We start from the raw sequence: 13,601 nt of genomic DNA on the forward strand, positions 1-13,601 counted from the left end.
ACATTGAGAGGATATCCTAGCGGCGCCGAGCGGCCATATAGCCAAGATAGGCTATGATTGCGTCGAGGTCGGCGTCGCTCAGGCTCGCTTCCTCGAAGCCGGGCATTTTCATTTCCGACCACACGCGGACCGAGCGGGGATTGCGGATGAACGCCTTCAATGCCCAAGGCTGGAAATACTCGGTTGGATTGTGGGGCATGTTGAGATCCGGTCCCATCGTGGCATCTCCCGCGCCGCTCATCGGGTGACAGACCATGCACTGCGTCGCAAACAGCACCTGACCGGTGCGAACCGGGGAGTCGGCCGGCAGATCGTCGGCGACCGCGAGCTGTGGCCACTGTGTGGCTCGTGCGGGAACAGTGCGAATCGAAGCCACCTGGAATGGCCACTGCTCGCTCCGTACACCTGAGGCCGCCGGATCAAGCCAGACCAGATAGAAGGGACCGATCGCAAGGCCGTTCGCGGTGAGTGGCCAGGGATCATTCGGGGGCTCGATCGCGAGCCATGGGGCGGCTCCCGCCCCAGGAGTGTCGGAGATCAGCCCCGCCGGAAGGTTTGTGACGAAGCCATCCGTTCCTATGACCTGGAGGTCCTGGTCTGAGGGTATTCTGTCCACGCCGAGAAGCGCCCGCAGTGGTACTGCGCGATAGGTCATTGTGCGCTGATAGACTACGTCCGCCGGTACTTGGATCGTGGCCACGTCGGGCCGGGCCAGCAGCTCTTCAGTCGTTAGTGTTCGCTTGAGGCCGACGTCCACGATCAGTTCGGCCGCCGCAGCCGGCGAGACGCTCAACCACACGCTCGCACAGAGCAACACTGACACGAGCTGGCGACCTAAGCCGGAGTTCATGGCACGACTCGGAAAGTTGGTCGAACTCTCCTGATTATGGCCCGATCCCGCACGGGTCAATCGAGGCGCGCCAAGTGTTGCGGAGATGGCGGCGATCGCTGGCACCAGTGTTAGGAGCCTACGACGCGCACTCTCACACGTAGGCCTATACTCTCAATTGCTTGATCAGGATCGGTTCAAGAGGAGCGCCGAGCTGCCACGCACAACGGATGCTAGGATCATCGATGTGGCCTTTGCGACCGGCTACACGGATCCAGTTCACTTTGTCCGTGCATTCCGCCGCATGACCGGTTCAATGCCGCGGCAGTTTCGCGAAAACTTAGCTATCCGCGACGGATTATCGAGCCAGCCGTAGATCACTGAAGCAGGACAGTTCTTTGTCAACTGAACAACTTGGCGCACACACCGCCGCGAGTCCGTTAATGGGATGGTCCGGCCGTGCTCCTGCCCCGCTGGTTGGTAAGCTGCGGGTTCCGAGCCACGCAAGGAGCACTCCCATGTCACGGTCTTCTCCGTCTGCTGTGATGGCCACCCTTGGCATCGATCTGGGCAAGAACACCTTTCATCTCATTGGCGAGGACGAGCGTGGCGCCATCGTGCTGCGGATCAAACTCTCGCGCCCGCAACTCACGCGGCGCCTCGCGAACATCCCGCCCTGCCGGGTCGGCATGGGCCGCTTCGGCAAGCAGGGCTTCACCTATGAACCGGATGACGACACCTATCGCTGCCCGGCCAGCGAGACGCTGACCCGGCGCTTGGCTTCGATCGAGAGGGGCATAACGATTGATGTCTACTGGACCACCCGCTGCGCGGGCTGTGCGCTCAAGGCGCAGTGTACGACCGGCCGGGAACGACGTATCCGGCGCTGGCGGCACGAAGCGGTGCTCGAGGCCATGGAGGCGCGGCTCCGGGCCCGGCCCGATGCCATGCAGGTCCGGAAATGCACCGTTGAGCATGTCTTTGGTACGCTCAAGGGCTGAGGAGAACCCGCAGGAAGTGACCATAGTGCTTCTAAAGGTCACTCCTGGTCCGCGGCCTCAGGTGCGCCTCGCACCACCTCGGTGCAATCGAGCAGTTGGCCGGCAAGCTTCGCTCCAAGCGATGCGATCACACTCGTGCCAAGCGGGGAGAGGAAGCGCGCGCAGAGAGGTTCTGCGCCGGAGGTGCCGGTGGTCTTCTGCCGCATCACGGTGAGCCCCTACGAGCTCGCGCTGATTTTCTCGATGAGCCGTTCACCCGCTCTGGGTACAGCGCTGAGCGTAATGCCTTTACGCGACGCCGGGAGCGGACCGGTCACCTAAGCAGCACACTTGCCGCTAGGATTCGACTCACGCGTCTCCCAGGTGCCATTGGGAAAGTTGCCGTCGATTTCCATCCAACCGGACGAAAGGAGCTTCCAACATTTGTATTTCTTAGATTACAGATATTGCAATTGTTCGAGTCCATCTGTTACACTAATCTTCTTGGATAGACTCGGCGAGCCAATGGGCAAAGCAGTCTTCCTCTATGGCCGCGAGGACGCCCGGATTGATCCCTTCAATCTGCGGGACGGGCGCCCTGGCGAAGTTCTGCTCGATGTGGCAGCTGTCGGGGTCTGCGGAAGCGACCTGCACTATTTCAAGGATGGCGGCATCGGGTCTGCGGTCATCAAAGAGCCGTTCGTACCGGGGCACGAGTTCGGTGGCTTCCTATGCGAGGACATTGAGGAGCTTGCCCTGCAGCGAGGCAGTCTCGTCGCTGTCGACCCGAACAAAGCCTGCGGGCATTGCGCTTGGTGCAGTGAGGGCCACCCCAATCTGTGCCCCAATGTCGAGTTTATCGGCGCGCCGCCTTTCGACGGCGCGATGACACAGCGCATCTGGGTGCCGCAATCGCAGTTGGTGGCGTTGCCGAGCAACTTCGATCCGCTCCAAGCCGTTATGCTAGAACCGCTTGGGGTCGCCATTCACGCAGTCGACCTCGCAAGGCCGCGCCTCCTGGAGCGGGTTGCACTCCTCGGCGCCGGCCCTATTGGGCTCCTGGTTCTGCAGGTGCTGCGCGTTGCAGGCGCTGGCGACGTACTCGTGGCGGATCCGCTTGAACACCGGCGCGCGGCCGCCTCAAAGCTCGGCGCCACTCGCGTCGGCGCCTCGGCCGAGGACATCATCGAATGGACGAAGAGCGAGGGCTGCTCCCTCGTCGTGGAGGCCACCAATTCGCCCCTCGGTTTCCGGGACGCCGTCAGGACGGCTCGGATCGGCGGGCGAGTGATTCTCGTCGGAATTCCGGACGGGGACACCTACACCCTGCCCGCTGCGGAGGCACGCCGCCGCGCGCTCAAGATCAAATTCGCCCGGCGGATGGGTGAGGTTTATCCGCGGGCCATCGAACTTGTTGCTTCCGGGAAAATCGATGTCGCCTCGATGGTTAGCCATCGCGTCGACCTCGATGCAACGCCGGGCGTGTTCCGTGCGCTGGCCGAGAATGCGCCGGGCTACATCAAGGCCTTGATCTACCCCAATGGAGAGAGGGAGCCAGGGAGGACTCAATGAGGAAATCTTTACTCACCACACTCGGTGCAATCGCGCTTGCGGTTGGCATTGCCGGTATATCCAAGCCGGCGATCGCCGAGTGGGCGATCGATAAAGCCGCGGCACCCTTAAAGGGCACCCAGCTCAACGTGATTTTTCTCGACCGTCCGGGCTATCGGGCGATCATTAAGCTGCTCCCGGAATTCGAGAAGAAGACGGGTATCAAGGTCAATTACGAGATTGTCCCTTACGAGAACACCCGCGAGAAGCAGGTGCTGAATTTTAACTCGAGCGGCGATCTCACCATGGCCCTGGTCGATCTCGTCTGGATAGGGGAGTTTGCCGAGAACGGGTGGATCGTGCCAATTGAAAAGTTCACTAGCGATGCATCGATCACCGATCCCGACCTGAACCTGAAGGGTTTCTTCCCGCTCTTGCTCGATGCTTTCGGCTCCTGGGGCGGAAAGGTCTATGGCCTGCCCTTCGACAACTATTCCGGTCTACTGTTCTACAACCAATGCATGCTCAAGGAGGCGGGCTTCGACAAGCCGCCGGCGACCTGGGACGAATTGCTCAACGTCTACGGTCCAAAGCTGACGAAGCCAGACAAGAAGCAGTACGCCTTTGCATTGCAATCGTTGCGCGGCGAGACCCAGTCCGCCGATAGCTTCATGCGAGTACTCTGGCCCTTCGGGGGCTCGCTGCTCGACAAAACCTTCCATTCGAACCTTCTCTCGAAGGAAAGCCAGACGGGCCTCAAGTTCCGCCAGGATTTGATGAAGTACATGCCGCCAGGTGTTGTCTCCTACGACCACACCGAGGCTGTGAACGCGCTGGCCCAGGGCCAAGCCGCGATGATCACCGAGTGGTCAGCGTTCTACGGGACGCTGACGGATCCCAAGACATCCAAGCTCGGCGACTGCCTTGCCGTAGCGCCCGAACCCGCTGGTCCTGCAGGTCGCCTGCCAGCTCTCGGCGGCTTCTCGCTCGCAGTTGCATCGCAGGCGAGCGAGGCCCAACAGAAGGCGTCCTGGATCTTTATCCAGTGGGCCACCTCCGAGGAGATTGCCCGATCCTATGTCGAGGCGGGCGGCGTCTCCGGTCGCATGGCTATCTACGAGCAGCCGGACATCAAGGCCAAATACAAATTCGTCGAGCCGATGGTCGCGTCCTGGCAGAAGGGCGTTCCGGAATTCCGGCCGCGATTTCCTGCTTGGCCGGCTATCTCGGAGATCGTCGCGGAGTGGGGGACCAAGATGATGCTCGGCGAAGTGTCGACCGAGGAGGGCGCAAAGCAGATCGGTTCGCGCATGGAGGATATCCTGAAGAAGGAAGGCTACTACGACGGCAAGAAGGCATTGCGGCAGTAAGCAGGGAGCCTTGGTAGGAGTGAGCGTCGCAAGACTTGACGCGCCAGCATCTGCCGCCCAGCGGGCCGAGCGGCAGATTGGCCTCAAGTCGGAGTCCGGCGTACATTCGAGCCTGCTCCGACGCTCGGGACACGATGATGAGCGATCTCTACCGAGCGGCCCTCGATGATCTCGGCCGCGTCTTCTCTCGCATCGATCACGCGGCCGTTGACCGCGCAGTCGATGAGATCGCCAAAGCCGATAAGGTCGCGCTCTACGGCGTTGGTCGGGAGGGGCTGCAGGTCAAAGGCTTTGCCATGCGGCTTTTCCACCTCGGCCGGAAAGCCTCCGTGGTCGGAGACATGACGACACCGCATCTCGGTCGGGGCGACCTCCTAATCGTCTCGGCCGGGCCAGGGCACTTCTCGACGGTCGAGGCGCTCATGGGTGTCGCGAAGCGGGCCGGAGCTCGCACCCTCGTCGTCACGGCCCAACCGGATGGCGCATGCGCGCGCGCCGCAGATGTCGTGCTGCCGGTGCCGGCTCAGACGATGGCGGACGATAGCGGGTCTTCCGTGTCGGTCCTGCCAATGGGATCGCTATTCGAAGGAGCGCAGTACGTTCTCTTCGAGGTCATGATCCTGATGCTGCGCGGTCGGCTCGGCGTCACGCCCGAGGCGATGCGCAGCAATCATACGAACCTGGAGTGAGGCCGCGCCATTCTAAGCCTGGAGCGGTTCACGCTGCATCGCTACCGCTCGCAACCGTGTGCTTGAACATGATTTCTTCGGATAACCGGATCTCGAATTTCCGGATCATTCCCCGGTCAGGACGGCACAAGGGACCGGAGAGGATGCGGGCGGAGGCCAAGCGTTCACGGCAACACCCGGGATACGGGCGCTGGACGCCATTCTGGTTTCTTGCGCCGGCGGTGCTCGCGCTACTGGCCATTGGGATCTATCCTTCCATTTTTGCAATCCTCACGTCTTTCCGGCGCTACAACATTGCGCGGCGCCAGGACATGCTGGATGGCTACCCGTTCCTAGGCTTCGCGAACTACGCCAGGATCCTCGACGACCAGACGTTCTGGGACAGCCTGCTTCTCACCGGGCGATTTTTTTGACCGTCGTCCCGATCCAGATCGCTCTCGGCATCGTGATCGCTCTCATGCTCCATCGGCCCGGCTGGGGCCTGTTGCGATCCGTGACGCGGGTCTCGCTCGTCGTTCCTCTCGCGACGACCTATGCTGTCGTCGGGCTGATCGGGCGCCTCATCTTCAACCGGGATTTCGGCGTTTCGAACCAGATCCTCGGTTGGGCCGGCATATCGTCTTGGGACTGGCTCGGGAACCAGACCGGGGCGTTCATCGCCATCGTGGTAATGGATGTGTGGCAATGGACGCCTTTTGTGGCGCTGATCTTCCTCGCAGGCCTTTCGATGGTGCCCGTCGAGATCGAGGAGGCCGCGCGGCTTGAGACGAAGAGCCCATGGGCCCTCCTGCGATACGTGCAGCTTCCTTATCTGCTGCCGGGACTCACGGCCGTGCTGATCCTCCGCTCTGCGGATGTGCTGAAGCTCTTCGACATGGTATTCGTCATGACGCGAGGAGGTCCGGGTTCGGCCACGGATCTCGTTTCGGTCTACGTTCAGCGCGTCGGCTTCAAGGTCTTCGACCTTGGCCTCGCCTCGGCACAGGCGATCGTGCTCCTGATCCTCACGATCGTGCTGAGCCGCATCTACATCCATGTCTTCTACCGGGAGATCGAAGGATGGTGAGTCGTCCAATCGGCCGGGCCCTGCACGCGTTTGGCCTCCTTCTCGTGCTCTCTCTTGCCCTGTTTCCGTTCTACTGGATGATCTCGTCGAGTCTGAAGGACCAGACCGATCTCCTCGCATCTCCACCGGTGTGGTGGTTCAGGCCGACTCTCGCCCATTACCGGGATATCTTTTCCGATCAGGTCGTCACGACCGCCGTGCTCAACTCGCTCATCGTTTCGACCGCAACGACGGTGCTCGCCGTCCTCCTCGGCACGCCCGCGGCCTACGCGCTGGCGCGCTTCGAATTTCGCGGTAAGGCGGATCTCTGGTTCTGGTTCATCTCCAACAGGATGATCAGCCCGATCGTTCTCGCACTGCCAATCTATCTGCTGTCGCGGCAAATTGGGCTCCTCAACACCCACCTCGTGCTGATCCTGATCTATCTCACCTTCACCCTACCACTGGTCGTGTGGATCTGCACTGACCAGTTCCGCTCGATTCCGAGCGATCTGGAACAGGCGGCCCGGCTCGAGGGTGCAAGCCAGTTCGACATTTTCTGGCAGATCTATCTTCCGCTCGGGGCGCCCGGCGTGGCGGTTTCGGCCATTTTCGCCTTCATCTTTTCCTGGAATGAACTGCTCTATGCGCTCGTTCTCATCACCAGCCAGAACCTGAAGACGGCGCCGGTCGTCGCAACGAACTTCATGTCGGGCTACGAGCTCCCGTGGGGGAAGATCATGGCGACGGGCACGGTCATTGTGCTCCCTGTCACGATCTTCGCAGTTGTCGTGTCCAGGCACATGGTGCGCGGGCTGACGATGGGCGCGACGAAATAGGCGGAAGGAGGGCTTCGATGACGGCCATGGCAATTCCGCTTGGCGCCAATCTCTCGTTCTGCGTCAAACGGTGGGTGACGCCTGATCTTTGGGCTCCCTTGGTGCGCAACGAGCTCGGTCTTGATCTCGTGCAGTTTTCGTTCGACCTCATCGATCCGACGTGGCCCGACGATCTTCTCGCCGAGCTTGCCGAGGACCTGCGCCACATAGCCGCCGCGCACGGCATCACCGTCCACAGCGCCTTCATCGGGCTTGCTCATTATACCTACAATCAGCTCCTCCACCCTAATCCACGCGTGCGCGACGTGGCCGAGGCTTGGCTCGCACGAGCCTATCGCTTCGCGCGTCTTGCGGGGATTTCCCGTGTGGGGGGACCTCTCGGTGCCGTCGCGTCTCGGCTCGACGGGACCGAGCACGACGCTATACCCGACGCCGATTATCGCGATCTCGTGAGCCGCATGTTGCGCTTGTCCGGGGTCGCTCGGCAGCACGGTCTCACCGAGCTCTACATCGAGCCCACGCCCATGCGCCGCGAGTGGCCATGGACGATCGATCAGGCCCGCACCATGCTGGACGATGTTGCGGGAGCGGCAGTGCCCTGGAAGCTCTGTGTCGACTGGGGACACGGTACTTTCGAGCCACTCTATGGCAGCTATCGCGGACGCATGGAGACCTGGTACCGGACTTTGGGTTCCGGAATCGGCGCCATCCACATCCAGCAAACCGATTTCCGTTATGACCGGCACTGGGACTTTACGGAGCCAGGTGCCGTGGACCCCGCCATCGCGGCTTCGCTCCAGCGCGAAACCGGTCTTGAGGACCGTCCGGTGTTCCTGGAGGTCTTCTACCCGTTCGAGCGAGATGATGCCTCTGTGCTCGATGCGGTACGGCGGTCCATCCGCACATTGAAGCCTGTCTTCGATGGAGCGCAGGCGAGACGAGAGCGATCCTAGGCCGATGACCGCTATCCAAGGCGAAATCGAGACCAAGCAGGACACCTCGGAAGCCCAGATTCAGACCCGCGTCGCGTGGTACTATTATGTCGGCGGATTGACTCAGCAGGAAATCGCCAATCGGCTAGGCCTGACGCGCCACCGCGTCAACCGTATCGTCGGCCGGGCGCGTGCCGACGGCTTCGTGCGCATCGAGGTACGCCTCCCGCTCGCGAACTGTGTTGCGCTCGAAGAGCGCCTGAAGGCTCGGTACGAGCTCGACGAGGTCACAGTCGTTCCGTCGACATCCGATCCCGCCGTCCAGCAGCAGGTGATCGGGGAGGCTGCTGGCATCATGCTGGATTCTCTCCTGAGGGACGAAATCGGCCTCGGTGTTGGCTGGGGGCGCACACTTCGCGCTGCCGCGCGGCGGCTCACTGCTCGGAGACTCCCAGCCAGTTGGGTGACATCGCTCATGGGCGGGTTGACGCGAGGCTCCGGCACGAACACCTTCGAGGTAGCGACTGAGTTCGCACACACACTGGGTGCCGAATGCTACTATGTGGCGGCGCCAATCTATTGCCCCTCGGTCGAAAGCCGCTCGATACTTCTGACACATCACGGCCTGGCCGAAGTCATGCGTCGGGCCCGCGAAGGGGATATCGCGCTCGTTGCGGCGGGCGACCTTTCTTCGCGGTCGCTTCTCGCCTCGACACACATCGTGATCGAGAATCTGCCCGAACTGCAGGCAGTCGGCGCGGTGGGCAACCTGTTAGGGACATTCCTCGACGAGTATGGCCGGCCGATCAAACATTCGCTCAACGAACGCGTGATGGCGCTGTCGCCGAGCGAGCTCAAAGCCTATCCAACGTCCATCCTGGCCTCTGGTGGGGAGCACAAGCTGGCGATCATCAGAGCCATTCTGAATGCCGGGTATGTCAGGCGCCTGGTCACGGACGAGAGTGTGGCAGAGGGCCTGTTCCGATGATTGCTCGACCGTGCTGGCTGGGTCCATGACGCATCTCCTGGCAGTGGATGTCGGAACATTGTCCGCGCGAGCCGGACTTTTTGACGTAGCCGGCGCGCTTATCGCAACTGGAACAGGCAGCTTCGAACTGTTCAAGCCGCTCGACGGTCATGCGGTCTATCGCATGGATGATATTTGGGAGGCTGTGGGAGTAGCCGTCCGGGCGGCGCTCGCGGCGGCGCCGGATCGTGCTGGAACGCTGCGCGGCATCGCGTTCGATGCAACCTCGTCCCTGGTGGCTCAAGCCGAAGGAGGTCCTCCACTCGACGGCGCGGCCGATGTCTTCTGCTGGATGGACCATCGCGGCGAGTGCGAAGCAGAGGAGATCAGTCGGACGGGAGACAGGTATCTCGATCATGTCGGGGGCTCCGTATCGCCCGAGATGCATCTGCCGAAGCTGCTCTGGCTGAAGCGGCACCGCCCCCGCGATTGGGCGCGACTGAGCGCGATTCGCGACCTTTGCGACGAGCTCGCGCGTCGTGCGACAGGCATAGATCGTCACTCAGTCTGTGGGCTCGCTTGCAAAATGCCCTATTTGCCGGCCGAGCCTGATCCATGGCGTCGCGACCTGCTGACACAGCTCGGAATCTCTGATCTTCTGAGGCTCGGGCACTTGCAAGAGACGCCTGGCCGCGTCGGAACCGTTCATGGCACTGTCTCGTCTGGTGGCGCGGCGGATCTCGCTGTACCTGCCGGCATACCGGTGTCGGTCGGCTTGATTGATGCCGAAGCGGGTGCATTGGGCGTTCTGGGGCGCGGCTTCTCTGCACGAATGAACGGAACACTTGCCCTGATCGGCGGCACCTCCACCTGCTATATGGCGTGGGCCGAAGACGAACGACGGGTGCCCGGCGTGTGGGGGCCATTCAAGGATGCCGTGTTCCCGGGTTATTGGATGCACGAGGCCGGCCAGAGCCTTTCGGGCGCTGCGCTCGACGCAGTTCTGGCTTACCACCCAGGAGGCCCAGGCGGATTGTCTACAAGAGCTCACGCCGAAACTGCGCGCGCTGTTCTCGAGCTTCTCGATTCCGAAGGTCCAGCTTTCGCATCACGGCGCCACGTCGTGCCGGACTGGCTGGGCAACCGGTCCCCGCTCGGTGACGCCAGCGTGCGAGCACTCGCGACTGGGCTCGGAGAGGACACCTCCCCGCGCAGGTTCCTCGAACACTACTACGCCACTGCGCGCAGCCTTGCACTGCAGAGCCGCCATATCATCGATCACCTCAACGCTCATGGCTATGCAATCGACAGGGTGATGCTGTCGGGCGGCCATCTGAAAAACCCGCTGCTGGTCAGACTCTATCGCGATGCGCTTGGTGCGGAGGCGGTCACGTCGGAAACGCCCGAACCAGTGCTGCTCGGCACGGCGATGGTCGCGGCGGTTGCTGCCGGCCTCTATCCCGATCTATTCGCAGCACTCGAAGCCATGGCGCCGGCACAGCGCCTGTTGCCGAAAGACCGAGACTGGGCGTACGCGCATGACGGCGCGTACCGGATTTACCTAAAGCTCTTCGCTACTCGCAACGAGATTGATGCCGAAGCGCGGGCTTGGCTCGCAGCCCCAGCCACGATGTCATAAAGGAGGGGAGTCGTTCGCCCATGTCGTTTTTGAAGCTCGAGCGCGTGATCAAGCGCTTCGGTTCGGTCACCGTGATCAACGGGGTTAGCCTGGAGGTCAAAAAAGGTGAGTTCGTCGTCTTCGTAGGCCCTTCTGGCTGCGGCAAGTCCACCCTGCTGCGCATGGTTGCCGGCCTTGAGGAGTTGACGGACGGCGACGTCCATATCGACGGGCGCATCGTCACTACCGTAGAGCCGGCCGACCGCGAGGTCTCGATGGTCTTTCAATCCTACGCGCTCTACCCGCATATGAGCGTCTTCGACAACATCGCCTTTGGTCTGAAGATGGCAAAGATGCCGCCTGACGAGATCAGGAAGCGTGTGGACGAGGCCGCTCGGATCCTGCAGATCGAGGCGCTTCTCGACCGCAAGCCGCGGCAGCTCTCGGGAGGCCAGCGCCAGCGCGTTGCGATCGGGCGCGCTATCGTCCGCCATCCCAAGATCTTTCTCTTCGACGAGCCTCTGTCTAATCTAGATGCCGATTTACGTACACAGATGCGGGTCGAGATCGCCAAGCTGCATCGCCAGCTCGGTGTCACGATGGTCTATGTGACGCATGATCAGATCGAGGCCATGACATTGGCTGACCGCATTGTCGTGCTTCGAAGCGGTATAGTCGAACAAATCGGAGCGCCCACTGATCTCTATGATCGCCCGGCCAACACCTTTGTCGCCGGCTTTATCGGATCACCAAAGATGAACTTCCTCCGAGCTCACGTGAAAGCTGTTGATCCGCAGGGTATCACCGTCTCTCACGAGGCTTTCAGCGGCGGCACAGTGCTGGCGCCGCGCAGTTCCGCGCGTCCGATCGAGGTAGGAGCGCCGGTCACCATCGGCTTGCGACCCGAGAACCTTGTGATCGGGAGCGCTAATCCCCTGCTAGAGCTCGTCGCGGACGTCTCGGAAAACCTAGGCGGTGCGACTCAGGTTTACGCAGCAGCGCCGGATGGCGGGGTCGTCACAATCGTAGCGAATGGAAGGCCCAAGGTCGGTCGTGGCGAACGTCTGCCGGTCGGGCTCGGCTCAGGACATGTCTACCTCTTCGATGAGGCAGGCCAGTCGATCTGAGACGGGCTCCGCCATGGCAAATTTTCCCGGCATCGACGTGGCCGCAATCCTTGCCGCCCGTGATGCGTTTGAAGAGAAGGTTCCGTCGGTGGATCAAACCGTCTTGGTCGAGTTGAACCACGAGTTTCATCGGACGATCGCGCAGGCATCTGGCAACGAGTTCCTTCAGGATGCGTATGAAAAGATCATGATTCAGTCGCTCTGGCTCTCACGACAGTGCTACGTGAGCGGTACCGACGTGGAATACACGGATCCCGAGCATGTCGGTCCGATTGTAGAGGGCCACAGGGCGCTTTGCGACGCCATACGGGATAGGGACGCGAACAAAGCAGATCTGCTTGCGGCTGACCATTGCGACCTGTTTCGAAGCAGTTTCGGCCAATCTGTCGGCGGAACCCTAGATCTGGATAGGCGGGATTCGGATAGGGCTTGATGCCAATTATAGATGTCCGGATGCGAGACATCCTTGGCGGCGACCTGCAAGACTTGATGTTAGCTCACGTCGTGGGCCTGAATTATGAGCTGTTTCCTCCCCGGTGGCACTTCAGAGGTTCGTGCGCTCGGCCCTGGCGGGCGACGACCCTGCCTCTGGCGGGCTCGAAACCGATCGCCTCGAGCGCCTCATCAGAGGACTGGGTTTTCGTCGCCGCACCGACGACGCCGGCCAGATCCTTAAGGGAGATGACGACGGTCATCTCCTCCGGCGTGTGCCGATGAGCTGCACGGCCCCATGTCTCGCCTTGTCGGGAAGCGTGCTGAGGTGATCCTGGGCTCCGGGTCGGCGCGACGCCGCCACATCGCGCCATCAGAGTGGATGCGGTGAGCCCTGTCCGTCATCAGGGATTTTGAGACAGCAGGCGGTCTGAGCTAAGGGAGACTCTGGTCCATCTGGGTTGCAGATTAGGCGGCTTGCATCTGGTTCTGCAAGCGGCGGCTCTGGATGGTCTGTCGTTTGATCCTTTCCCGCTCCCTCAGAATGGTCTCGCCGCGACCGAAGTAAACGTCGGCCGGCGTCAGATTGCTCAGGCTCTCGTGGTAGCGCTGGTGATTGTAATGCGCCACGAAGGCTTCGATCTGAGCCTCCAGATCACCGGGCAGGAAGTAGTTCTCCAGCAGGATGCGGTTCTTGAGCGTCTGGTGCCAGCGCTCGATCTTGCTTGGGTCATCGGATGGTATGGCGCCCCACGCATATGCGGCATGCCCTTACCCTCCAGCCAGGAGGCCAGCTCTGCCGAGATGTAACTCGAGCCATTGTCCGACAGCAGCCGCGGCCGGTGCGCCACTGTTGCCCGCTCGAGACCAGAGGCCTTGAAGGCCAAGTCCAGCGTGTCGATGACATCGCTGGACTTCATCGTGGTACAGAGCTTCCAGGCGATGATGTCGCGCGAGAAGTCGTCGAGCACGCTCGAGAGATAAAACCAGCCCCAGCCGATCAACTTCAGATAGGTGAAGTCGGTCTGCCAAAGTTGGTTAGACGCAGTCGTCTTGTCCTGGAACTCGTCAGAGGCCTTCATCACGATGAACGCCGGGCTGGTGATCAGATCCTGCGCCTTGAGCACGCGGTCGACGGAAGCCTCTGAGACAAAGTAGCCGCGCGTGTCGGTGAAGCGCACCGCCAGTTCCCGTGGCGACAGCTCCGGCTCGTCCAGCGCGA

14 protein-coding genes and 2 pseudogenes are annotated in these 13,601 nt (G+C 61.6%); 13 read left to right on the forward strand and 3 right to left on the reverse strand.

The window, feature by feature from the left end; translation table 11 throughout:
- Nucleotides 1-16 precede the first annotated feature (16 nt).
- Nucleotides 17-850, reverse strand: coding sequence for a cytochrome c (locus BN1233_RS41025; protein WP_046869457.1), 834 nt, complete (start codon nt 848-850; stop codon nt 17-19).
- Nucleotides 851-935: 85 nt separating this feature from the next.
- Between BN1233_RS41025 and BN1233_RS51510 the strand changes: the two genes are divergently transcribed.
- From BN1233_RS51510 to BN1233_RS41080, 13 genes and pseudogenes are all read left to right on the forward strand, one after another.
- On the forward strand, nt 936-1,205 hold the full coding sequence (locus BN1233_RS51510) for a helix-turn-helix domain-containing protein (RefSeq protein ID WP_074078479.1): 270 nt from the start codon (nt 936-938) through the stop codon (nt 1,203-1,205).
- Nucleotides 1,206-1,521: 316 nt separating this feature from the next.
- A pseudogene (locus BN1233_RS50365) lies at nt 1,522-1,827 on the forward strand (transposase); the annotation flags it as partial.
- Nucleotides 1,828-2,334: 507 nt separating this feature from the next.
- Nucleotides 2,335-3,381, forward strand: a complete 1,047-nt coding sequence (locus tag BN1233_RS41035; RefSeq protein WP_046869458.1) for a zinc-dependent alcohol dehydrogenase — start codon at nt 2,335-2,337, stop codon at nt 3,379-3,381.
- Complete coding sequence (locus BN1233_RS41040) at nt 3,378-4,730, forward strand: ABC transporter substrate-binding protein (protein WP_046869459.1); 1,353 nt, start codon at nt 3,378-3,380, stop codon at nt 4,728-4,730. Before BN1233_RS41035 ends, BN1233_RS41040 begins: the two co-directional genes overlap by 4 nt.
- 137 nt (nt 4,731-4,867) lie before the next feature.
- Entirely contained in the window at nt 4,868-5,419 is a 552-nt protein-coding gene (locus BN1233_RS41045; protein ID WP_046869487.1) for an SIS domain-containing protein, read from the forward strand.
- Between the two features lie 68 nt (nt 5,420-5,487).
- Complete coding sequence (locus BN1233_RS50370) at nt 5,488-5,832, forward strand: hypothetical protein (RefSeq protein ID WP_244470748.1); 345 nt, start codon at nt 5,488-5,490, stop codon at nt 5,830-5,832.
- Entirely contained in the window at nt 5,829-6,485 is a 657-nt protein-coding gene (locus tag BN1233_RS41050) for a carbohydrate ABC transporter permease (RefSeq protein ID WP_244470747.1), read from the forward strand. The genes BN1233_RS50370 and BN1233_RS41050 overlap by 4 nt, the downstream gene beginning before the upstream one ends.
- Entirely contained in the window at nt 6,479-7,303 is an 825-nt protein-coding gene (locus BN1233_RS41055) for a carbohydrate ABC transporter permease (RefSeq protein WP_046869460.1), read from the forward strand. Before BN1233_RS41050 ends, BN1233_RS41055 begins: the two co-directional genes overlap by 7 nt.
- 17 nt (nt 7,304-7,320) lie before the next feature.
- Nucleotides 7,321-8,256, forward strand: coding sequence for a TIM barrel protein (locus BN1233_RS41060; protein WP_048708317.1), 936 nt, complete (start codon nt 7,321-7,323; stop codon nt 8,254-8,256).
- A 4-nt stretch (nt 8,257-8,260) separates the two neighbouring features.
- The gene (locus tag BN1233_RS41065) at nt 8,261-9,223 is read left to right on the forward strand and encodes a sugar-binding transcriptional regulator (protein ID WP_046869461.1); all 963 of its coding nucleotides are present in this window, start codon (nt 8,261-8,263) and stop codon (nt 9,221-9,223) included.
- Between the two features lie 25 nt (nt 9,224-9,248).
- Nucleotides 9,249-10,841, forward strand: coding sequence for an FGGY-family carbohydrate kinase (locus BN1233_RS41070; protein ID WP_046869462.1), 1,593 nt, complete (start codon nt 9,249-9,251; stop codon nt 10,839-10,841).
- Between the two features lie 20 nt (nt 10,842-10,861).
- Nucleotides 10,862-11,947, forward strand: a complete 1,086-nt coding sequence (locus BN1233_RS41075; protein WP_046869463.1) for an ABC transporter ATP-binding protein — start codon at nt 10,862-10,864, stop codon at nt 11,945-11,947.
- Between the two features lie 13 nt (nt 11,948-11,960).
- Complete coding sequence (locus BN1233_RS41080; protein WP_046869464.1) at nt 11,961-12,380, forward strand: FCD domain-containing protein; 420 nt, start codon at nt 11,961-11,963, stop codon at nt 12,378-12,380.
- Between the two features lie 82 nt (nt 12,381-12,462).
- Here BN1233_RS41080 and BN1233_RS41085 read toward each other — a convergent pair whose 3' ends face one another.
- A complete protein-coding gene (locus tag BN1233_RS41085; protein WP_046869465.1) occupies nt 12,463-12,642 on the reverse strand; it encodes a hypothetical protein in 180 nt (59 codons plus the stop codon).
- 205 nt (nt 12,643-12,847) lie between these two features.
- Nucleotides 12,848-13,601 (reverse strand): annotated as a pseudogene (locus BN1233_RS45715) (transposase); the annotation flags it as partial.

Source organism: Microvirga massiliensis, assembly GCF_001006805.1.
Lineage (GTDB): Bacteria > Pseudomonadota > Alphaproteobacteria > Rhizobiales > Beijerinckiaceae > Microvirga > Microvirga massiliensis.